Genomic DNA, 21,723 nt, shown 5'->3' on the forward strand with positions numbered 1-21,723 from the left:
GCCTGGTGGTTTGGGAGGCGTCTAGAGTCGGGGCTCAGGCCTGGAGCGCGGCTTCCATGTCCTTCGCCCGCGGGTGGAGGATCTGGTTCTCCAGGTAGATGTGCAGGTGGAGATCCTCTTCCAGGGTCTTGAAGCCATCGTAGAGCGCGCGGAAGGTGGCGCATCCGTCGGCGGGCGCGGTGTATTCGTTGGTGCAGGCGCGAAGGCGCACGAGCAGGCCGCCCACGGCCTCGTGCTCGGATTCCATGACGCGGATGGGGCTCTGCACGCTGGCGAAGCAGGCCTCGGGGGCCTGTCCGGCCTCCAACCGCCGAATGAAGGGGAAGAGGATCTGCTCTTCCTTCATGAGGTGGGGCATCAGGTCCATGGACAGGGCCTGGTAGATGTCGAAGACCTCGTCGAGTTCGGGATGATTCTCGCCGTGGGCGCGAAGCACCTTCTCGAGCAGGGTGTCGAGGCGAGGCAGCTCGGTGCGCAGGTAGTCGTGATGGGTGGTCACGATGTGATCGAGCAGGTCCGCCAGAGGGGCCTCCATCCAGGCCTGGGGCGAGGGCGTGCCGGCGGCGGGGGCGTCGAGGGCTTCCAGCGCCGCGAGGATGTCGGCGGGGGAACGACTCGCCACTTCGCAGGCCTCCCGCAGAGAGCGGTGGCCGCCACAGCAGTAGTCCACGCCCTGGGTTTCCAGGTAGCGCATGGCCTGGGGCATGGTCAGCACGAGATCGCCCACCTTGGTGTTCAGATCGATGGTCATGAAGCCTCCGAAGGGATCGCGTCCCTGGATCCACGATGCATCAAGGGAGGCGTGAACCGCGTCACATTAACCAACTAAAAAGGTATGATTTTCTTTTATTGAATTCCGGCCAGTTGCGCTTGGACCTTCCCGGATGGTCGGCAAGCCACTGGTCGCTATTCCTTCGGAGAGAAACTCCGATGAGAGACCAAGGCCGGCTGTCCGGCGGACCACCAGGAGTTCCGATGAGTGGCTTCAGCAAGCTGGCCCTTTCCACTGTGATTCTGCTGGGCGCATGCGGTGGTGGCGGCCCCAGCAGCGGCGGCACCAACCCAGGCCAGCCACCGCCGACGGATACGGTGACGGGCACCGTGCGCTACAACGGCGCTCCCCTGGCCGGTGCCCGGGTCCTCCTGTTCAGCACCAATTGGAACCGGTTCGATCAGATCGCGGTTACCGATAGCAAAGGTGTGTACAGCTTTTCGGGGCTTAGTACCATGGGCAATGCTCCCGCCGACTGGCTCATCTGGGCGATGAATCCGAATTTCGGCTTCTATCCATCGGTAGGCAGCGGCGCAGCGGTGATGCGTTGCGGGCAGAACGAATTTCTGCAGGGCTACAATACTGGCGGAGTGGGCCTGGATGTCACGGCCATCCACTTCATCTCCTTGCCCAATGCCTCCCTGAGTGGAGCCGATTTCAACGCCTTCAACCACATGAACGCGCCGGTCAGGCTTGCCAGGACGGGACAAGTGGCCAGCTATGCCGCCGGTGACGACGGAGATCTGCATCAAGGCGCAGCCTGGCCAGTGGCGCGCTTCACCGACAATCAGGACGGCACCGTCACCGACCGCCTCACGGGACTGATCTGGTTGAAGAATGCGGGCACCTTTTCTCCCACGACCTTTCCTCTGGCCCTCGCGGAAGTGGGCCAATTGGCCAGCGGAACCAATGGCTTGACCGACGGGTCCAAGGCCGGGGACTGGCGTCTGCCGAACCTTTGCGAACTGGAAAGCCTGGTGGATGTTTCCACCAGCAACCCTGCTCTCCCCGCGGGCAACCCCTTCACCAATGTCTCCAATGGCATTTACTGGTCTTCCACGGGCTACACGGGCATCAACTGGGGGAGTGTCACCGCGTGGGCCGTTCGTCTTAGCGATGGTCGCTACATCAATGACAGCATCGCCAACGTCAAGGCCACCAGTGCCAATGGCGTCTGGGCCGTGAAGGGTGCTGGCGGAGGAGTGGTCAAACTGCAGGCCACCGGGCTCTGGTCCACCTTTGCCGAAGGCGATGATGGGAAGGTCCAAAGTGGCGTCCATCTCATGTATCCGCGCTGGATTGATAACGGGGATGGAACGACCACGGATACCGTCACGGGTCTGATCTGGTTGCAGCAGGCCAATGCCATCAACCTGCCCTGGGCGGATGCCGTTGCAGCGGTCAACGCCCTGCACAGTGGGCAGTATGGCCTGACGGACGGATCGGTCGCAGGCAGTTGGCGCATGCCTACCCGGAACGAGATGCAGAGCCTGGCCGATCGCCAACAGTCCAATCACGCGGATTACTTCAACAACGTTTTCAATTTCGCGGCCCCCTACGCGGCCACCCTCGGCACCCTGTACCAGGCTGCGCCATTCAAGGGATTTGCGACCTTTCAGTACTACTGGACTTCCACCACCGACGCAGCCGATACCACCAAGGCTTGGACCGTATTCAGCTGCGACTTCGGGGTCTACGACATGGACAAAGCCGCGAGTGGGTACACGCTGGCAGTGAGGTGAATGGGCTCGGGTAATTTGATGAGGTTGATCCCTTTGAGTTCCCGCGTTCAATCCACGGTGATCGATTTGGATACGTTCTTCGGGGCGTCCGGATGGACCCCATGGTCGAGGACAGCCAGACGATCGAGGTAGACCATCTTCAGCACGGACATGCGGAAGGCCAGACGCTGCAGGGCCACGGAGGCCGCGAAGACGAAGAGGTTGGGATCGCCGCTGGCGGGCACCTCGATGTACTTCGACCAGTAGCGCTCGTGGCCCATGGGTTTGCCGGCCACGGCCCGGGCCAGCTCGCTGTGCTTTTCGGCGATGAGCAGGATGTCGGCGCCGCGGATCTTGTGGGTGTGAATCTGGCTGATGGTGATGCGGATGTCGCGCTCGTCGCTGGGGCAGAGGAAGAGCAGCGGATAGTTGGAGAAGCGCGTCTCCACCAGTTCCGGCCAGGCCTGGAGGGATTCGATGCCTCCGGCGAAGGGGCGGCCGTCGCGGCGCTGCTCGTAGAGATCCAGCAGGCCCGCCAGGTCCTGGATGGAGAACAGGGTGTTCTTTCCGAGGATGGTGTTGGGGCCGTGCTTGAACTCGGCGGCGTCGTAGCCTTCGGCGTGGTTGAGCACCACCTCGCGGATCTTGAGGGCGCCTTCGCGGGCCAGCCCGATGAGGCCCGTGCCCAGGAGGTGCAGCGAAGGTTCGAGGTAGAGGCGCGCCGCCGCGTCCTCCACATCCGCCTCGCAGGTGCGGAGGGTGTCCTGGATGAGCTCCTTCGCCCGCTCCAGGTTCGCGGCGATCTTGCGCTCGGTGAGCGAGAAGGAGGCCGCCAACACATAGAGGATGGCCACCTGGTTGACGAAGCTCTTGGTGGCCGCCACGGCGATTTCGGGGCCGCAGAGGATGGGCAGGTAGAACTCGGAAAGCTCCTGCGGGATGCGGCTGTTCTCGTTGTTCACGAGCGAGATGCGCCGCAGGGCGGGCACGCGGGCGCGCACATCCTGGAAGATGTCCACCAGGTCCTTCGTTTCGCCGGACTGGGTGATGCCGATGAGCAGATCCTGCGGGTGGAGCGTGTTCAGGTACATGGACCGGAACTGGCCCGGGTTGCATGGGAAGACCGCCACGCCCGAGAGGTTGTTGAAGAAAGTGGCCGCCACGAGGGCCGCGTGGTACGAGGTGCCCGAGGCCACGAGGAAGATGCGCCCGCCCTCCTTCTGCCCATCGCGGATGGCCTGCACCAGGTCGGCGAGGTGGCGCGTGACGCGGCGGCGCTTCTTCCAGATGAAGAGCAGGTCGAAGAGGGCCAGGGCCTCCTCGCCCTGGGGATGCAGCCGGGCCAGATCCAGGAGCAGCTGGCGCTCATCGGAGAGGGGCTGCCCAATATGGGGGCGGATGGCGTCGGCGTGGGCTTCGACGCGTGTGGCCAATTCCCGGTGGACTGGATCCGATAGCAACGTCTGGAAAGCCTCGGCCAGGGCCGTTTCTTCCACGGTTTCATAGAGGCTCAGCACCTTGTCCACCAAGGCCTTGCAGAGGTCCTTGCGGTCCTCGAAGGCGGCGAAGAGGCCGGCGGTGTCGGGGGCGTGGAAGTAGTACCTCAGCACCGTGTCGAGGTTGTCGGGGGCCGAGGCGATCTCCTGCTCCATGAAGTAGTGGTAGGGCGCGCGCAGCCCCGTGTCGCGCACGTTCAGCTTGGAGCGCTTGGGCCGGGGCCGGGAGAACTGCAGCGTCTCGCCGAGGGTGAAGACGAGGTAGTCGCGCTCGGTGAACCAGAGGCCCTCGCCTTCGGAAAGGGGAATCAGCATGCGCGTCTTGGAGAGCACCGACGTGAGGTCGCTCGAGACGACGACGAAGTCGCCGTGCGCGTCGCTGCCGATGCCCGCGTAGAGCGAAGAACCGGACTTCACGGCCACCACGCCGGGGACCTTGGGATCGGCGAAGGCCGCCGCGTAGGATCCTTCCGCCCGGGCGTCGGCCTTGCGGGCCGCATCCAACAGCAGGAAGGCGCCCTTGGGAATGGGCTCCTTCAGCCCGGCGGCAGCATAGGCCTCGCGGCAGAAGGCCAGGGCGGGCTCGGGGTTCGACAGGTTCGCCGCGTAGGCATCCTCGGTCAGATGGGTGATCATCTCGCCGTCGTTATCCGAAACGACGGCATGTCCCTGGGCCGTCAGGGCGGGTTTCAGCGCGTCCGTATTCGAGATGTTGCCGTTGTGGGCGCCCACCATCTCCACCTTGCAGCGCACGTGGTGGGGCTGGCTGTTCACGTCGCTCACGGCGCCGTAGGTGGCCCAGCGCACCTGGCCGATGAAGCGCTGGCCGGCCTGCTGGTCGATGTGGAGCTCGGGCACCACGCGGCTGGGGGCGCCGACTTTCTTCAGCAGGGTGATGGCGCCCTGGCCATCGATGAAGGAGGCGCCCGTGGAATCGTAGCCGCGGTATTCGAGCCGCTTCAGCAGCTCGCCGGCCTCGCTGCCCATGGCCGATACTTCAGATCCATAGCAAAGCGACACGATTCCGCACACGGTTCGACCCCACTCGATTCATCGGAAAGCACTGGCTTCCATGAGTGTGGGATATAAGCGCTGCTTATGGAACCGGATCGATGCCGCCGCGGGTCAGGGGCGAGCAACGCAGCAGCCGCCAGGAGGTGAGCAGGCCGCCGCGCAGGGTGCCGTATTTCTGGATACAGCCCAGGCCGTAGTGGCTGCAGGTGGGCGTGAACTTGCACTGGGCGGGCAGGTGGCTGGACAGCGTGGCCTGGTAGGCGCGGATGGCGCCGCGGCAGACCCAGGCCGTGGGCTGGAAGCGCACGGGCAGGAAGGCCTCGACGATGAAGAACAGCCCAAGGGCCGCCAGGGGATGGGCCTGCAGCCAGGCCGGGAGCCAGATCATGGCCCTAGGCTTTCGCCGCATCCGCCTCGGCCTTCACCTTGCGGGCCTCTTCGAGGAAGGCGGGGACGAGGTCTTCCTCCTTCACCTTCCGGATGAGTTCGCCCTTGCGGTAGATGAGGCCCTCGCCCGCGCCGCCGGCCACGCCGAGATCGGCATCCTTGGCTTCGCCAGGCCCGTTCACCACGCAGCCCATCACGGCGTACGTGATGTTCTCGTGGTTGATCTGCTTCAGGCCTTCCTCGATCTCGTTGGCCACGCGGTTGAGGTCGATCTGCACGCGGCCGCAGCTGGGGCAGCTCACCATGCGGAAGCCGCCGCTTCTCAGGGCGAGCGAGCGCAGCATCTCGTGGCCCACGCGGCATTCGTCCTCGCCGTCGCCCGTGAGCGAGACGCGGATGGTGTCGCCCAGGCCCTCGGCCAGCAGGATGCCCATGCCGACGCTGGATCGGATGGTGCCGCCGAAGGGCGTGCCGGCTTCCGTGATGCCCAAGTGGAAGGGGTAGTCCACCTGCTTGGCCAGCAGGCGGTAGGCCTGCACGGTGCGGATCACGTCGCTGGCCTTGAGGCTGATCTTGATGTCGTAGAAGCTCTCGCGCTCCAGCGTCTCGATGTGGCGCAGGGCGCTTTCCACCATGGCTTCGGGCGTGGCGGTGCCGAACTTGTCGAGCAGGTCCTTCTCGAGGCTGCCGCCGTTCACGCCGATGCGGATGGGGATGCCCTTCGAGCCGGCCTTGTCCACCACGGCGCGCACGCGATCCTGCCCGCCGATGTTGCCGGGATTGATGCGCAGGCAGGCCGCTCCTGCATCGGCGGCCACCAGGGCCAGGCGGTAGTCGAAGTGGATGTCGGCCACCACGGGGATGGGGCTGCGGTCGCAGATCTGATCGAAGACTTCGCCGGCCTTCTTCGTGGGCACGCTCACGCGCACGATCTCGCAGCCCGCGTTGGCGTAGGCGTAGATCTGGTTGACCGTGGCCTCCACATCCCGCGTGTCCGTCTTCGTCATGCTCTGGACGGTGATGGGCGCGTCGCCGCCCACCGGCACTTTCCCCACCAGGATCTGGCGGGTCTTGCGGCGCGGCGCGAGGGGCAGGGGTTCCTGATCGGACATGGGGCCTCAACCAAAGGATCCATTGTATCCCTGTCGAGACTTTAAGAACTCAGCCAAGATCCGTGCGGCTGCTCTCCGCCAGATCGAGGATCTGCCCCACGGCGTAGGGTTTGGTGACGAAGGTGTGAAGGTTCTGGATCTGGTGGACCACCTGGGTGGTCTGATGGATGAAGGCGCGCAGGTGCTCCAGCTGCTCGGGCGTGGCGGGGGTGTCCTGCTTGGCGAGCTGATCGGCGAGGAGCTGGGCCGAGGCCAGGGGCTGGGCCAGTTCGTGGGCCGTGCCGCCGGCCACGGCGATGAGGGCCCGCTGGCGCTCGCCGGCCACCAGGGCCTCGTTCTGGCGGGAGAGGCGCACCATCATGCGCAGCTTGGCCAGCAGCTCGGGGAAGGAGTAGGGCTTGGTGAGGTAGTCCATGCCGCCGGCTTCCAGGCCCTGGGTCACCCAGTCCTCGCCCACGCGCATGGCGCTGAGGAAGATGACCGGCGTGTGGACGTTGGGGCCCTTCTGACGGATGCGGCGGCAGATCTCGATGCCGTCCATTTCGGGCAGGCTCACGTCCATGAGCACGCCCTCGAAGGCCGTGCGCTGACAGTGGTCCAGGGCCTCGCGCGCGGTCTCGACGCAGGTCAGGCGGAAGGGGTGGCGCTTCAGCTCGAGGCTGAGCACCCGCAGGTTGTCCCGCTGGTCGTCCACCACGAGGATGCGGCCCGGATGCTCGGCGGTGGGGAGGAAGGCTTGTAGCATCCCGGCAGTGTACGTCGAAGCGCGGCCCATGGGAGCCGCGCTTCAGTGGTCAAAGTTCGCCTACTGCTTGAGGTTCAAGGTCTCCTGCAGGAGCTGGTCCGTGGTGGTGACGATCTTGGAGTTCGCCTGGTAGCCGCGCTGGCTGAGGATGAGCTTGGTGAACTCGCCGGCCACGTCGACGTTGGAGAGTTCCAGGTTGGCGCCGAGGACGCCGCCGCGGCCGCCCTGGTTGGCGAGGCCGAAGGTGGGGGTTCCCGAGGCCAGGCTCTGGCCCCAGTGGTTGTTGCCGGTCTGCACGAGGCCGTTGACGTTGTTGAAGGTGGACAGGGCGACCTGGGCGAGGGCGATGACCTGGCCGTTGGTGAAGGTGCCGCTGATGATGCCGTTCTGGTCCACCGTGAGGTCGCGCAGGGTGCCGGCGCCGTAGCCGTCCTGGAAGCTGCTGCTGGTGCTGCTGGCGGCGCTGTACTGGGTGAGGTTCGAGCTGCCGTCCGGGTTCACGATGCCGAACTTGATGGTGCTGGCGGCGGAGCCGTTGCCCCAGGCGATGTTGAGGGTGGGGTTGGCGGCCACGGTGTTGCCGTTGCCGTTGACATCCTGCAGGGTGCCCGAGGCCGAGAAGGTGAGGGTGCCCGTGTTCTGGCCGCCGATGGTGGCGCCGGCGGGGCCCGCGACCGCGTAGGACCAGGTGTTGGTGCCCGTCTTGGTGTAGGTGATGGTGAGGGTCTGGGTGTTGCCCTGGCTGTCGTAGACCTGGATGGGCGTCGTGAGGGCCGAGGTGGCGCCATTGGCGGCGGAGGCATTCAGGTTGACGCCGGTGCGGATGTTCTGGGTGGCAAAGGCGCTGGCGGTGGTGCTGGCATCGATGCGGATCGGGGCCAGGGCCGCGGAGGTGTTGACGTTGCCGGTGACGGGATCGCGGTTCCAGCCCATGACGTTGGATCCGTCGCTGGCCACGAGGTAGCCGGCGTTGTTGCGGGTGAAGTTGCCGGCGCGGGAGAAGACCTGGCGGCCGTCCGTGGTCTGCAGGGTGAAGAAGCCGTTGCCCTGGATGGCCATGTCGAGCGCGTTGCCGGTGCTCTGGAAGGAGGACTGCGAGAAGTCCTGGCTCACGCTGTTCACCTGGACGCCCAGGCCGAACTGGATGGGGTTGCCGTTCCCCTGCGTGGAGACGCCGCCCAGGCTCGTGCTGAAGATGTCCCGGAAGGTCGAGGACGAGCCCTTGAAGCCCACCGTGTTGATGTTCGACAGGTTGTTGCCGATCACGTTGAGGGCGTTGGCGTTGGTGGAGAGGCCGGAAAGGCCGGAGTAGAAGGCGGAATAGAGGCTCATGGGAACTCCTTAGACGCGGAAGCGGATCAGGCGGAAACGCCGAGGACCTTGGACAGGGGGAAGGTGTTGGTGCCGGAGAGGACGGAGATGGCGCCGGAGCTCGAGAAGGCCACCGAATCCACCTTCACGATCAGGCTGGTCTGGAAGGGCACGGCGGTCTTGCCGTCCGGTCCGGTGGCGGTGACGCTCACGGCGTAGGCGCCGTCGGGAAGCTGGTTCCCGGATGAATCCTTGCCGTCCCAGTTCACCGTGGCCTTGCCGGAGTTCAGGTTGCCCTGGGGCAGGGTCGCCACGATGTTGCCCTTGGCGTCCTTCACGGTGAAGGTCACGTTGGCCGCCGAATTCAGATAGATGTTCATGGAGGCTTGGCCGGACTGCAGGTTGAAGCCGGAGCCGTCCACTTCCACCTTCTTGCCGATCATCGACGCGGCCTGGGCCTGGAAGATGCCCGTGTTCTGGGACTGCAGCCCCTGCAGCAGCGTGTTCGTCTGCTGGGCCTGCTCCAGGCTCGAGAAGCTCGTCAGCTGCTGGACCATGGCGTTGGGATCCTGGCTGGATGAGGTCGGATCCTGGTTCTTGAGCTGGGCCACGAGCAGCTGAAGGAAACCGTCCTTGTCGATGGTGTTGCTGGGGCCGGTCTTGGTGCCGCTGGTGGCGGCGCTGGTCGCCGAATTCGTCGCGCCGATCATTCCGGTTTCCATGGGGACCTCCGATGACTGGTGAGAACAGGAAACGTGCCGATCATGCGTAGAGCTCGACGCGGTGCGGGTTCAGGATGGATGGCTGCAGGGTCACCGGTGCTTCTTGCCGGGTGTTCGTGAGGTCCGCCGCCGCCGGTTCGCGGAACGATGGCGCCGAGGGGGCTTCCTGGAAGGGGCGATGGCCCTGGTGGAGATCGAAACTGCCGAGCTGGAGCCCCTGCTCCTTCAACGACATCTCCAGGTGGGGGCGCCCCTCCTGCACGGCCTGGACCGAGCCCGGTTCGGTGACCCACAGGCGGGCGTGCACCTCGCCGCCTTCGACCTTGAGGTGGATGGTCACCTGCCCGAGGGAGTCGGGGTGGAGCTGCAGCTGGGCCTCCTGGACGCCGCCCTTCAGCATCCACTTCAACCCGCCCTCCACCTGGAGCACGGGGGAGGCCGGAGGCGTGGCCGGCGCCGCGGGAGGGGCTGCGGCCGTGGCGCTCGCGGGCGCTGACTCGGCCGTGCGGGACAGCGCATTCAGGGCCGCGAAGGCGGAGCCATCGGGGGTGTGGGTGGTCGAAGACAGGGACAGACCGGGCTTGGACGCCGCGCCTTCGGACGGAGCCGGAGTGGTTTCCGTGCCCGTCATGGGCTGGGCGTTGGCCTTGGCGGCCGCGAAGGTCGTTTCCTGCGCGTTCACCAGGGGGGTCGCAGGCGCGTTCGCCTTGGGGGGCTCCTGGGGGCCCTGGCGCGCCGGGGCGGGCGCATCGAGGAGCTTGGCGGGCTTGTCGGAGGTCGGGGCCGGATCCGCCTGGGCACCGGCCTTCGCCGCGTCCAGGGCCTCGGAGGCCGGGGTCTCCTTGGATCGGGTTTCAGGTTCGGCAAGGACTGCCTGGGCTACCACCTGAGCCGCGGGAAGCGGGGTCGCAGGAGCTGGATCCGGCTGGACCTGGGCCTCGGCCTTGGCGGGCGCCGGGGCCGGCAGGGTGACCGGCGGCGCGGCGGGAAGGGGCGTCGTCGCAGGCTCGGCCTTCGGAGCCGCCGGGGCGGCCTGGCTCCATTGGATGCTGAGGGTCCCGGCCTGTGCGCCCGCGGCCTTGGTCGCCGAGGCTGCCTCGGAGGCGGCGGAGGGCAGGCTCGGCTGGGCGCCCTTCGTCGCGGCGGCGCTGGCATCCAGGGAAGCCGGGCCGGTACCGACGGACGGGGCGGCCGGGATCAGTGGAAGCTCCGTGGGCACCTGAAGGACCACACCCTTCTGTACGGGCATGGGCTGGTCGGTGCTCGGGTCGGTGCTCGATGTCGCGGTGTCACTGCTGGGTTTCGCGGCGTCCGCGCCGGAGGCCGAGGGATCCTTCTTCGATTCGGAGGAGGCCGCCTTGGGACCGGGCTTGGGACTGGGCTTGTCGGTCGCCACCGGGGCGAGAGAATCCGCGTCGGCCCGGTCTTCCGGGGCGCGGACCTTCGCGTCCCGATCGGACTTGGCCTGGCTGCTGGAGGCGTGTTCGGGCGCCTTGGGGGGCGTCGGGGGCTGTACGAACTGGGCCATCAGGCCAGCGAACTGGCCGTCAGACCCATCCGTGCCTTTGGGTTCAGGCCGCTCCGGGAGGGGGCGATCCGGAACCGCCAGGACGGCGGTTGGGCTGGCACTTGCCATGGGCACCTCGGCTCCGGGTGATCCGGATGGACTCGAAGGGCCAGGACCGTGCCGCAATCATTGGGCAAGAGTTGCTACCGGTCGGGGGTCTCAGGCTCCGGGCTCTTTCGGCTTGCTCAGGCCCACGCGCTCCGAAAGGCGGCCGGCCAGCTTCGCATCCAGCGGAGCCAGCTGATCCATGAGCTTGCCGGCCTTCTTCGGCGTCATGCCCGCCAGCAGGGCCACGGCGACTTCCTGATTCTGGTTCGCCAGCTCGCGAAGGGCCTGGGCGCCTGCGGTCGGGTCCATGGCCTCGTAGGTGCGGATGAGCTGCGGATCGATGGCGGGACGGACCTTCAGGTTCTCCAGCTTGGTGAGGGCTTCCTGCACGGCGCGCTCCCGTGCGGCCAGATCGTTGCGGTCCTTGTCGAGGGTGACCTGCAGGGTGGTGAGGCGCTGCTCCATCTGGCGCAGGTCCGCCTCCTTCTGGGCGATGGCCTTCTCCCGGTTCTGAAGCTGGGAAGCCAGTTCGGCCACCTTCACGCCTTCATTGATCGCTGACCTGGCGTCGCCCTTGGGCTCCTGAGCCGACAGCCAGAGCACGCCCGCGGACAATACGACGGGCACGGAGATCCAAAGCAGGTAGCGGGGATTCATGGGGGACTCCGAAGACTCAGGCGCTCTGTCGCTGATGCCGCAGGACGGCCAGTTCATCCATTTCCAGGTTTTCGCGGATCTGCTGTTCCCGCGCGTGCTGCAGTGCCCGACGTTCCTTGAGGCGGACGAGCATGAGGTGATTGCGGTGGGCCAGGGTGAGCGCGTCCCGGGCCGCGGCGACCTGGGCGGAGGCGGCGCGGAGGCGCTCGTAGCCTTCGAGCTGGCGGCGCTCCAGCACGACGAGGTAGCGTTCGCCGGCCCGCCAGAGTTCCAGATCGAGGGCCTGTCCTGTCGCGAGGCGTCGGGATTCGAAGATGGCGAGGCGCTCCTCGGCCAGGGCCTCCAGGTAAGCGCGGGCCTCGCGTTCGGTCTGCAGGGCCCGGGCCAGGGCGCGCTCCGCCTCGCGCTCCAGCGCCTCCCGCAACTTGCGAAGCGGTTCGAGGCGGAAGTGGAAGCGGGCCGCCATCAGCTACCCGCCTTGAGGAACGGCGTGAGGTCGATGCCGAAGATCTGGCCCATGGCCAGCATGGCGTGGCGGTGGTCCGAGCCTTCGGCCGTGGCCTGGCGGAGGAAGGCCTGGATGGCGGGCTGGTACTGGATGGCCTGGTCGATGGCCGTGCTCGATCCCTTGGTGTAGGCGCCGATCTGGATGAGATCCTCCGCATCCTGGTAGGTGGCCATGAGGTCGCGCAGCTTGCTGGCCAGCTGCTTCTGCTCGGGCGGGGCCAGGGCGCTGAAGAGTCGCGACAGGCTGGACAGGACGTCGATGGCGGGGAAGTGGTTCTTCGAACCGAGTTTCCGCGAGAGCACCACGTGCCCGTCCAGGATGCCGCGCACGGCGTCGCTGATGGGCTCGTTCATGTCGTCGCCTTCCACCAGCACGGTGTAGATGCCGGTGATGGAGCCCATGCCTTCGAAGGTGCCGGCGCGCTCCATGAGGCGGGGCAGCAGGGCAAATACCGAAGGCGTGTAGCCGCGGGAGCTGGGCGGTTCTCCGGCGCTGAGGCCGACCTCGCGCTGGGCCATGGCGAAGCGCGTGACGCTGTCCATCATCAGCAGCACGTCCTTGCCCTGGCGCATGAAGTATTCGGCCACGGTGGTGCCCGCCATGGCGCAACGCAGGCGCAGCAGGGGGCTCTGATCGCTGGTGGAGACCACCACCACGCTGCGCTTCAGCCCCTCTTCGCCCAGGTCGTTCTCGATGAACTCGCGCAGCTCGCGGCCGCGCTCACCCACCAGCGTGATCACGTTGACGGCCGCCGACGTGTTGCGCGCGACCATGCCCAGCAGGGTGGACTTGCCCACACCCGAACCCGAGAAGATGCCCACGCGCTGGCCCTTGCCCAGGGTGAGCAGGCCGTCGATGGCACGCACGCCCGTCGACAGCACCTGGTCGATGCGCTTGCGCTGCATGGGGTTGGGCGGCGGGCCCTGCAAGGGCAGGTGGGCCGTGGGTTCGATGGGCGGGCCGCCGTCCAGGGGGCGGCCCAGGGGATCGATGACCCGGCCCAGCAGATCGTTGGCCAGGGGCAGTTCCGACTGGTGGCCCGTGCCCTCCACCCAGAGGCCGGGGCGGATGCCTTCGGTCTCCTCGATGGGCATGAGCAGCACGCGCTGGCCCGAGAACCCGACGACCTCCGCGTGGATGAGGCGGGGCTTGCCCGAGGTATCCGTGCCGTGGATGAGCATCTGTTCGCCCACGGAGCAGTCCGGGCCGCTGGATTCCACCACCAGACCCACGACCTTGGTGACCCGGCCCATCCAATCGCCCTTGGGCAGGCCGCGGGTGCGGGCTGCGAGCAGGGACAGGTCGATGACGCCGCTCACGGCGCCCCCTCCTCCTTCATGCGGGCGATGAGCTGCATGAGCTGCTCGCGGCGGCGCTCCAGGGTGCCGTTGAGGATGCCCTGGGGGGCCTCGAGGCGCAGGCTGCCCCGGGAAAGGCTGCCGTCGGCCAGGAGGGTGAGCCCCGAATGGCCCACGAAATGATCCCCGAGCTGTTCGAGATCCGCGGGATTGAGGTAGATCTGCATGGGCATTTCGCCGTCGCGGCGTCCGCGGGGCAGGGGGAAGGGCAGCTCCTCGAGGATGCGCTCCATGAGGGCCTTCACGGCGCCGGGCGACTGCTCGATCTGCTGGACGGCCAGGTGTTCCCCGACGGCGAGGGAGAGGGCCACCAGTTCCTCATTCAGGGCCTCGCGCAGCATCAGGGAGGTGGAGGCCAGTTCCGCCAGTTGTTCATCGAGGCGCTGGATGTACGACTTGTACTGGCTTTCGCCGAAGGCGCGCCCTTCGGCTTCGCCGGAAGCGAAGCCTTCCTCGTAGGCGTGGCGGGCGATCTCCTGGGCTTGGCGTTCGGCCTCCTGGAGCCGGTCCACCAGGCGCTGCTCGATGGGCACCTGGGAATCGCCGTCGATGCCCGAGGCGATGGAATCCTGGCCATCCTCCAGGTTCTGGCGGGCCATCATGACGTCCACGGGGAAGTACGGAAAGGCCTCCAGGTGCTTGTCCCGGAGGTCTTCGGCCTTGATGTAGCCCTTTGTGCTCATGACGACGCCCTAGGTGACATAGTCCTCGCCCCCGCCACCGCCGATGCTGATGACGCCTTCCTCTTCGAGCTGCCGGACGATCTCCACCACCTCGTGCTGGGACTTTTCCACGTCCTTCAGCTTCACGGGGCCCATGAATTCCATTTCTTCCTTCATGAGTTCCACGGCGCGGCTGGACATGTTGCGGAAGAACTGGTTCTGAAGCTCCTCGCTGGTGCCCTTGAGGGCGATGGTGAGGGTCTTCTTGTCGGCCCGTTTGAGGATCTCGGTGATGCCGTTGTCGTCGATGAGCAGGATGTCGTCGAAGACGAACATGAGGTCGCGGATGCTGGCCGCCAGTTGGGGGTTCTCGGTTTCGATCTTCTCCAGCACCGCGCGGCCCGTGTTGCGGTCCATGCGGTTGAAGAGTTCGGCCACGGCGCGCACGCCGCCGTAGGCTTCCGTCGCGAAGGAGCCCAGGGCCTCGAGCTTCTGCTCGAGGATGAGGCTGATGCGGCGCACCACCTCGGGGCTGATTTCCTGCAGGCTGGCCATGCGCATGGCCACGTCGCTGCGCAGGGCCTCGGGCAGACTCGAGATGAGCTCGGCCGCCTGGCTGGCGTTGAGGTGGGCGAGGATGAGCGCGATGGTCTGCGGGTGCTCGTTCTGGATGAACTTGGAGAGCTGCTGGGGGTTCGCGCGCTCGAGGCTGGTGAAGCCCGCGCTGGATTCCAGGGCCTTCACGAGGCGATCGATGATCTTGCGCGCCACTTCGGGGCCCACGGACTTGATGAGCAGCTTCTTGGCGTATTCGATACCGCCCTGGCTGATGTAGCTGCGGGCCTGGGTCATGGTGTGGAACTCCTCCATGACCTCTTCCGCCACCTCGGGCTGCACATGCTTGGTGATGGCGATTTCGCGGGAGATCGTCTGGATTTCGTCCTCTTCGAGGTACTTGAAGATGTTCGAGGCGGTCTCGTCCCCCAGGGTGACCATGAGGACCGCGGCCTTCTGCATGCCGGTGAGTTTCGCCATGGCCTACCGTCCTTCCTCAAGCAGCCAGGAACGCACCAGCGAGGCCATGGTTTCCGGATCCTCCTGCGAGCCATCCTGCAGCCGCTTCTTGATGAGCTCGCGGCGGCGGGCCTCGGGAGCACTGAAGGCCGCGTCGGCGTTCAGTTCGGCCTCGATCTCGGCCTCGATCTCGGTCATGGACTTCACCTGCACGGGCTTGCGCGGGGTGCCGCTGCCGGACCCTGCGATGGAAGCCTCGCCATCGGCACTGGCCACGCGCATGGGGGCGGGCCGGTTGATGGCGGCGGACATGCGGCGCAGCATGGGCAGGATGAGCATGAAGAAGACTGCCAGGCCGACGACGGCGTAGATCACGCTGGGGGCGAACTGACGGATGAGGTCCACCCAGAACTGCTTCTTGGCCTCGGCTTCCTCCTTCGGATTCGCCTGGAGGGTGGCGAAGGCCATGTTCTCGACGGTGAGCTCGTCGCCACGCTTGGGTTGGATGCCCACGGCCGCAGAGACCTGGTCGCGGATCTTCTTGAGTTCATCGGCGCTGCGAGGGGTCTGCTTCAGCACGGGCTCGCCCTTGGCGTCCTTCTCCCAGGTGCCGATGCTGTCCACGATCACGGCCAGGGTCACGCGCTTCACGGAGCCCGTGGCCTGGTCGATGGCGCGCACGGTCTTGCTGATCTCGTAGTTGGTGGTGGTTTCCTTCTTTTCGGAATTCTCGGTGACGTTGGCCGAGGCGCCGCCGGTGGCCGGGGCCACGTTGCTGGGGGTGCCGGGAATGCCGGCGCCGCCCTCGCGCTTCTGCACCTTCTCGTCCTTCTGCTGGACGCTGCGCTCCACCTGGCCCTGGGGATCGAACTTCTCCTCGTTGATCTTCACCTTGTCGAAGTCCAGGTCCACGTGGGCCGTGGCGCGCACCTTGCCGATGCCCACGACGGGTTCGAGCAGTTCGGTCACGCGGCGGACGAGGTGGTCCTCCTCTTCGCGGGCCACCTTCTTCTGGGCGTCGCTGGCGCCCACCATGGGATCGCGCCCGGTCCGCGAGAGGATGCGGCTGTACTGATCGATGATGACGACCTGCTCGGGCTTGAGGCCTTCGACGCTGGCGGCCACCAGGTTGACGATGGCCTGGGTGTTCTCGTCGGGCAGCATGCGCGAGCCGCGCAGCTTCAGCAGCACGCTGGCCTTGGCGTCCTCCTTGTCTGTCAGGAAGGGGCTGTCATTGGAGGGCGTGATGTGGACGGTGGCCTCGGCGACCTGCTGGAGGCTCATGATCGTTTTCGCCAGCTGGGCTTCCATGGCCCGCCGGTGGATGACCTTCTGGGAGAAATCCGTGGTGCCGAGTCCGGCGTTCTCGAGCTTCTCGAAGCCCAGCTTGTCGCCGGACAGCAGGCCGTCCCCGGCGAACTTGAGGCGCAGCTGGCCCACCTTGCTTTCGGGCACGAGGATGGTGCGCTGGTCGGCGCTGAGCTCATAGGGCACCTGCATCTTGTCCAGCTGGGCCACCATGTTGCTCGCATCCTGGGGCGAGATGTTGGCGGCGAGGACGCCCTTGGATTCCTGGCCGGCCCAGACGCCCAGGCCCCCGAGGGCCAGGAGCACTGTCAGGGAAATGGCGGCCACCATGACGCGCTGGGTGGCGCTCATGCCCCGGAAGGCGCTGGTCAGTTGTTCTGCGAGGTTCGTTTCCCCGGCCATAGGCGTTCCTCAGTCAGGGGTGAGGCCGCGCCGGGAAGCTCGGCCTGCGCTACATCTGCATGCGCATGACCTCGCGGTAGGCGTCGATCAGCTTGGATCGCACGGCCATCATCATCTGGAAGCTAAGATCGGCCTTCTGGACTGCCAGCATGGCCGTGTGCATGTCTGCACTCTCCCCTGTCATCAAGTTCCGTGCCTCACCTTCGGCCTGGGCCGAAACCTGGTTCACTTCCTGGAGGGCTTGCTTGAGGAGATCGCCGAAAGCCAGGCCGCCCTCGGCGCCCGCAGCGCCGCTGTCCAGGCCGGACTTCGCGGTTCCGGACACGGGGTTGAGCGGGGTCAGCTGGGGGATGTTCTGGATGGGGTCCATGGGGCGGGCTCGGGGGAAATGCTCATCACACGATCGGTCGGGGACTCAGAAGGGGCAAGTCGAAATTCCGACAGGTTACTGGACGCGGAGGATTTCCAGGGCCGACGTGGCCATGGCCTTGGCGCTTCGGACGACGGCGATGTTGGCCTCGTAGGCCCGGCCGGCCTCGGTCAGGTTCACCATCTCCTCCACGGGGTTGATGTTGGGGTAGCTCACCACCCCGTCGGCGTTGGCGTCGGGATGGGCCGGCTCGTAGCGGGTGAGGAAGGGCTCCTGGCTCGTCTGGATGGCGGCCACGCGGACGCCCGCGCCGGCCAGGGCCTGGGAGAAGCCCATGTCCTGGGACTGGAAGACCGCGTCCTTGCGGCGGTAGGGGCCGCCCTCCTTCGTGCGCGTGGTCTCGCTGTTGGCGACGTTGGCGGCGATGAGCTGGACCCGCAGCCGCTGGGCGGCCATGCCGGTGCTCGCGATGTCGAGGATGTTGTTGATGCTCATCAGTGCGCGCTCGCTTCTCGGATGAGGAAGTAGAGCTTCCGAAGCTCGACCTGCATGAAGGTGGATGCGTTCTGGTAGGTCATCTGGGTGCGGGCGAGCAGCATGTTCTCCCGGTCCAGGCTCACGTCGTTGCCGTCATTCCGTTCGGAACTGGGCTGGATGGGATCGGTGGAGGGGGGCAGTGAGGCGCTGGGGCTGCCCTGCAGGTGCATGGGGTTGGTGGTGGTGAGGGTATTGGGTGATGTTTGCCCAGAGAGTGCCGACTTCATGGCGCCCTCGAAGCTGAAATCCCGGGTCCGGTAGCCCGGGGTGTCGATGTTCGCCAGGTTGGAGGCGATGAGGGTCTGGCGCTGGGAAGCCAGGGACAGGCCACGATCCATGGCCTGGATCATCCCGTTGCCGCTGGTGAGGTCGAACATGGCGCACCCTGCAGAATGGGCCGGGTGACCCCGGCTGTCCCTGGAAGGATGCAGAGCCCGTGCCGTTTGTCCTTCCACCTATAACGGGTTCAGAAATCGGGGAAGTCTATGACTTGCATCAGGGTGCGGCACCCTTGCTACACTGGCGGCTCATATCGAGGCCCCTATGATCCTGAACACGCGCAAGCACAACGACGTGCTGATCCTCTACCCCGAAGGCAAGATCACGCTTGGCGACGGCGACCAGGAATTGGGCGAGGCGGTTCGTACGGCCCTGTCCAACGGTGAGCGCAAGGTCGTCATCAACTTCAGCAAGGTGAGCTACCTGGATTCTTCAGGCGTGGGCGAGCTCGTCGGCTGCTACACCTCCATCAAGGGCAAGGGCGGGGAACTGCGCATCTGCGGGATGAGCGGCAAGATTTTCAGCCTCATCAAGATGACCAGCCTTCACTCGGTCTTTGAAGTGAAGGACACCGAGGACGAGGCTCTGGCCGGATTCTGATGACGGTGCGCTTTCGCGCCGTCCTGGGCATCGGCCTCCTGGCGCTGGCTTCGGCCGGGGCTCAGGAGGCCGATGCTGTTCGGGTTCTGACCACGGTCCGCATCGACGGCGGGGACGGGGATGACCGCCGCTACGCCCTGGCGGCGCTGGGCCTGAAGCCCGGCCAGTCCGTGGATGGCGCGGGCTTCCAGCAGGCCCTGGCCGCGGTGCGCCTGGTGGACCGCTTCCAGTCCGTGGAAGGCACGCTGGGTGTGGACGGCGCAGTGGTCGTGAAGCTGGAGCCCCTGCTTCCGGTGGCCACCTGGCGCTGGACCGGGGACGCGATTCCCGGCCCCCTGAAGAAGACCCTGCTGCCCGAACTGCGCAAGGGGCAGCGCATGGGCGCTCAGCGCAGGACCTTGCTCACCGGCCTCGCCGAACAGCGCCTGAGGGAGGCAGGGTATCCCGATGCCAGGCTCGAGGCCGTTCTGGAGGAAGGAGGCCGCCACCTCCGGCTGGGGCTTTCGCTGGGCGCGCCTTCCATCATCCGCGAGGTCCGCCTGCAGGGCGATCCGGCCCCCTACACGCGGGAGACGCTGCTGAAGGAGGCCGGCCTGCGCCCCGGCATCTCCTTCTGGACGCCGACCACCATGCGGGAAGCCCAGCGGCGGCTGCGCCAATGGCTGGTGAAGGCCAAGCACCTGGAGGGGGCGGTGCGGCTGGAACCGGCCGCCGAACCCGGCGTGATGAACCTGGACGTGCGCCCCGGCCCAGTGGTGAAGCTGGCCTCCAAGGGGCTGAACGTCATGGCCACCTGGTTCGGCCGGCCCGGCCTGTCGGACTTCGTGCCCCTGGCCCGGGCTGAGCGCTACTCGCCGAGCCTCCTGGATGAAGGTGCGGGCCGCATCACAACCTACTTCCGGAACCAGGGCTACCCGGAAGTGAAGGTCACCTACGAGCGCGTGGTGACGCGCGGAACGGCGGAGCGGCCCGAGGTGGTGACGATCACCTATGTGGTGGATCACGGCGTCCGGCGGAACCTCGGCGAGGTGCGTTTCGAGGGCAACCGCGAACTCTCCGAGAAGGAACTGCGCACGGCGATCGTCCTGCCCAAGCGCTTCCTCCTGCTGCCGCCCCACGCCCGGACCGAAACCGTCAAAGCCCTGGAGGACCGCTTGACCGCGTTCTACCTCCAGCGCGGCTTCCCTGATGTGCGGGTGCGGCGCCGCGTGGACACGGCCAAGGATGGCTCCGTGGACGTGCGCCTGATCATCCGGGAAGGCCAGCGCCGCTTCATCGATGCGCTGGTGCTGGATCTTCCCGACGATGCCGCCTTCCCCCGTCAAAGCCTCTCCCAGAGCCTCCTGCTCGCCCTGTCCGACCGCCCCCAGCCCGTGGCCGGATCGCCGTCGTACCAGTCGGACAGGAGGCATCTGCAGGCCTACAAAGGGACGATGGAGACGACGCCGAAGGGGGTGCGCCTCAGCTTCAAGCCCTCCCTGCCCCTCGTGCGCAACGACCTGGCCCTCGTGGTATCGGACCTGCGCCAGCGGCTGTCTTCCGCGGGGGCCGCCAATCCCCAGGTGAAGCTCGCCTTCGAAGAGGATGGGGAGCGCCCCATCGTCCGGATCCAGGTGCCCGCCCAGCCCCTGGACCGGACCCGTTGCCTCGTGGTGCAGGGCAGTGACCGCACGCGCGCCGAGGCCGTGCTGCGGGAGACCGAGCTGATGCCCGGCGCGCCGCTGGACCCCGTGAAGCTCGACGAGGGGCAGGTCCAGCTCGGCGGCCTGGGCGCCTTCCAGCGCGTCGACCTGCTCACGCTCAAGGACCTTCCCGGGCAGGAACAGGAACCCTGGCAGCGCGGCGACCTGGGCCTGCGCCTGGAAGAGCGCAGCCCCTGGGTGTTCACCGAATCCTTCGGCTACGACAAGACCCAGGGCTACCACTTCGGATGGAACGCCCAGCGCCTGAACGTGGGCGGCATGGGCCGCGTGATGGATTTCGGCGTGCGCGCAGGCGACCAGTCCCTCGACAGCAAGACCCTGCGCACGGCCTTTCCCACGGGCGACATCAAGCGTTCGCTGGACAGCTACAGCCTCGGCTACACGGATCCCTGGTTCATGCCGGGCGCCCTCGATACCTGGCTGCCCTCCCGCACCCGGTTCCGCGCGGAGGGCGCCTACATCATCGAAGCCCAGGCTGCTTTTCTCGCGCGGCGACGCCGCTTCACGCCGAACCTGGAATGGAAGGTCGGCCCCAACGAGGTGGTGCAATTGGGCTACCGTTTCGAGCGGGTGGAGGTGGCTTCGAACACCGACAGCAACGGCAACCAGCTGGTCTCGGACAAGGACCTCTTCCTCATCGCCCGCACGCCCGCCCGCAGCATCATCTCGGCCCCCTACCTGCAGGTGGCCTCGGACCATCGCGACCGGCCCTACGACCCCACCCAGGGCTCCTTCTTCATGGGCCGGCTGGAACTCGCGAACCAGCTGTTCGGCACCTCCATCAACAGCAGCTTCGTGAAGCTGGACCTGCGCCAGCAGTGGAACTGGCCCATGGGCTTCCACGCGGAGAACGGCGTGCTGATGGTCAACCTGAGGGTCGGCGTGGCCCGTCCCACCGCCGAGAGCGCCAAGGATCTGCCGCTGTCGGAACGCTTCTTTGGGGGTGGCTCCTTCACGGTGCGTGGCGTGGAGCCGGACATGCTCGGCAAGCTCGCCCAGGTGAAATCGCTGGATGGCACCACGACGCAGATCATTCCCCTGGGCGGCCAGGCCATTGCCGTCGTGAACCTGGAGTACCGCTTCCCTCTCTTCGGCCAGAGCGTGTGGGGCGAGATCTTCGTCGATTCCGGCCAGGTCTACCGGACCCTGCATCCCGTGGCGCCGGATCCCGGTTCCACGTCGACCGATGACGAAAGGAAGACGCCCTTTCCGCCCCTGCGCACGACGCTGGGGCTGGGCCTGATCCTGAAGGTGGGATTTCCCCTCAAGCTCGAGTACGCCGCCGACTGGAAACGCATCATGGGCCAGCCGCGCACCCAGGATGAGCGGGACACCCAGCTCAAGAGCCTGCTTATTTCCGCAGGATTTCAATTCTAGGTGTCAGATGGTGACAGCGCGGAGGCTTGGGCCATGCCCTCCTGCGCTAGGCT

At 66.6% G+C, this 21,723-nt stretch carries 20 protein-coding genes; 3 read left to right on the forward strand and 17 right to left on the reverse strand.

Translation table 11 applies throughout. The features are described from left to right. Nucleotides 1-34: 34 nt before the first annotated feature. Nucleotides 35-751 carry an iron-sulfur cluster repair di-iron protein gene (gene ric / locus QSJ34_RS11750; RefSeq protein ID WP_285575402.1) on the reverse strand — a complete coding sequence of 239 codons (717 nt, stop codon included), beginning with the start codon at nt 749-751 and terminating at the stop codon, nt 35-37. A 224-nt stretch (nt 752-975) separates the two neighbouring features. On the opposite strand from ric, the gene QSJ34_RS11755 reads away from it, so the two are divergent. Continuing rightward, nucleotides 976-2,514 (forward strand): Lcl domain-containing protein, encoded by a 1,539-nt coding sequence (locus QSJ34_RS11755; protein WP_285575404.1) that lies wholly within the window; start codon nt 976-978, stop codon nt 2,512-2,514. Between the two features lie 47 nt (nt 2,515-2,561). Here the strand turns inward: QSJ34_RS11755 and QSJ34_RS11760 are convergent, their stop codons facing one another. From QSJ34_RS11760 to flgB, 16 genes are all read right to left on the reverse strand, one after another. Further along, on the reverse strand, nt 2,562-4,976 hold the full coding sequence (locus QSJ34_RS11760) for an SIS domain-containing protein (RefSeq protein ID WP_285575405.1): 2,415 nt from the start codon (nt 4,974-4,976) through the stop codon (nt 2,562-2,564). A 109-nt stretch (nt 4,977-5,085) separates the two neighbouring features. After that, entirely contained in the window at nt 5,086-5,310 is a 225-nt protein-coding gene (gene yidD / locus QSJ34_RS11765; protein ID WP_420798848.1) for a membrane protein insertion efficiency factor YidD, read from the reverse strand. Between the two features lie 85 nt (nt 5,311-5,395). Then, complete coding sequence (ispG, locus tag QSJ34_RS11770) at nt 5,396-6,502, reverse strand: flavodoxin-dependent (E)-4-hydroxy-3-methylbut-2-enyl-diphosphate synthase (protein WP_285575409.1); 1,107 nt, start codon at nt 6,500-6,502, stop codon at nt 5,396-5,398. Between the two features lie 49 nt (nt 6,503-6,551). Then, a complete protein-coding gene (locus QSJ34_RS11775) occupies nt 6,552-7,247 on the reverse strand; it encodes an ATP-binding response regulator (RefSeq protein WP_285575410.1) in 696 nt (231 codons plus the stop codon). Nucleotides 7,248-7,307: 60 nt separating this feature from the next. Further along, a complete protein-coding gene (locus tag QSJ34_RS11780; protein ID WP_285575411.1) occupies nt 7,308-8,579 on the reverse strand; it encodes a flagellar hook protein FlgE in 1,272 nt (423 codons plus the stop codon). Between the two features lie 26 nt (nt 8,580-8,605). Then, nucleotides 8,606-9,280, reverse strand: a complete 675-nt coding sequence (locus QSJ34_RS11785; protein WP_285575412.1) for a flagellar hook assembly protein FlgD — start codon at nt 9,278-9,280, stop codon at nt 8,606-8,608. Nucleotides 9,281-9,320: 40 nt separating this feature from the next. After that, nucleotides 9,321-10,808, reverse strand: coding sequence for a flagellar hook-length control protein FliK (locus QSJ34_RS11790; protein ID WP_285575413.1), 1,488 nt, complete (start codon nt 10,806-10,808; stop codon nt 9,321-9,323). A 198-nt stretch (nt 10,809-11,006) separates the two neighbouring features. After that, nucleotides 11,007-11,552 (reverse strand): MotE family protein, encoded by a 546-nt coding sequence (locus QSJ34_RS11795; RefSeq protein WP_285575415.1) that lies wholly within the window; start codon nt 11,550-11,552, stop codon nt 11,007-11,009. 16 nt (nt 11,553-11,568) lie between these two features. Continuing rightward, entirely contained in the window at nt 11,569-12,018 is a 450-nt protein-coding gene (locus tag QSJ34_RS11800; protein ID WP_285575417.1) for a flagellar export protein FliJ, read from the reverse strand. Then, the gene (locus tag QSJ34_RS11805; protein ID WP_420798849.1) at nt 12,018-13,313 is read right to left on the reverse strand and encodes a FliI/YscN family ATPase; all 1,296 of its coding nucleotides are present in this window, start codon (nt 13,311-13,313) and stop codon (nt 12,018-12,020) included. Before QSJ34_RS11805 ends, QSJ34_RS11800 begins: the two co-directional genes overlap by 1 nt. 62 nt (nt 13,314-13,375) lie before the next feature. Continuing rightward, nucleotides 13,376-14,101: a FliH/SctL family protein gene (locus QSJ34_RS11810; RefSeq protein WP_285575421.1), complete on the reverse strand. Its 726-nt coding sequence runs from the start codon at nt 14,099-14,101 to the stop codon at nt 13,376-13,378. A 9-nt stretch (nt 14,102-14,110) separates the two neighbouring features. Beyond that, on the reverse strand, nt 14,111-15,115 hold the full coding sequence (fliG, locus tag QSJ34_RS11815; RefSeq protein WP_285575423.1) for a flagellar motor switch protein FliG: 1,005 nt from the start codon (nt 15,113-15,115) through the stop codon (nt 14,111-14,113). Between the two features lie 3 nt (nt 15,116-15,118). Beyond that, nucleotides 15,119-16,804, reverse strand: a complete 1,686-nt coding sequence (fliF, locus tag QSJ34_RS11820; protein WP_285575424.1) for a flagellar basal-body MS-ring/collar protein FliF — start codon at nt 16,802-16,804, stop codon at nt 15,119-15,121. A 49-nt stretch (nt 16,805-16,853) separates the two neighbouring features. Further along, on the reverse strand, nt 16,854-17,174 hold the full coding sequence (gene fliE, locus QSJ34_RS11825; protein WP_285575428.1) for a flagellar hook-basal body complex protein FliE: 321 nt from the start codon (nt 17,172-17,174) through the stop codon (nt 16,854-16,856). 75 nt (nt 17,175-17,249) lie between these two features. After that, entirely contained in the window at nt 17,250-17,669 is a 420-nt protein-coding gene (flgC, locus tag QSJ34_RS11830; protein ID WP_285575430.1) for a flagellar basal body rod protein FlgC, read from the reverse strand. After that, nucleotides 17,669-18,088, reverse strand: a complete 420-nt coding sequence (gene flgB, locus QSJ34_RS11835) for a flagellar basal body rod protein FlgB (protein WP_285575431.1) — start codon at nt 18,086-18,088, stop codon at nt 17,669-17,671. The genes flgC and flgB overlap by 1 nt, the downstream gene beginning before the upstream one ends. 166 nt (nt 18,089-18,254) lie before the next feature. On the opposite strand from flgB, the gene QSJ34_RS11840 reads away from it, so the two are divergent. Both QSJ34_RS11840 and QSJ34_RS11845 read left to right on the forward strand, forming a co-directional pair. Then, nucleotides 18,255-18,590 carry an STAS domain-containing protein gene (locus QSJ34_RS11840; RefSeq protein ID WP_285575432.1) on the forward strand — a complete coding sequence of 112 codons (336 nt, stop codon included), beginning with the start codon at nt 18,255-18,257 and terminating at the stop codon, nt 18,588-18,590. After that, nucleotides 18,590-21,670 (forward strand): BamA/OMP85 family outer membrane protein, encoded by a 3,081-nt coding sequence (locus QSJ34_RS11845; RefSeq protein WP_285575435.1) that lies wholly within the window; start codon nt 18,590-18,592, stop codon nt 21,668-21,670. The genes QSJ34_RS11840 and QSJ34_RS11845 overlap by 1 nt, the downstream gene beginning before the upstream one ends. Nucleotides 21,671-21,723: the final 53 nt, after the last annotated feature.

Source organism: Geothrix limicola, assembly GCF_030268085.1.
Taxonomy (GTDB): Bacteria; Acidobacteriota; Holophagae; order Holophagales; family Holophagaceae; genus Geothrix; species Geothrix limicola.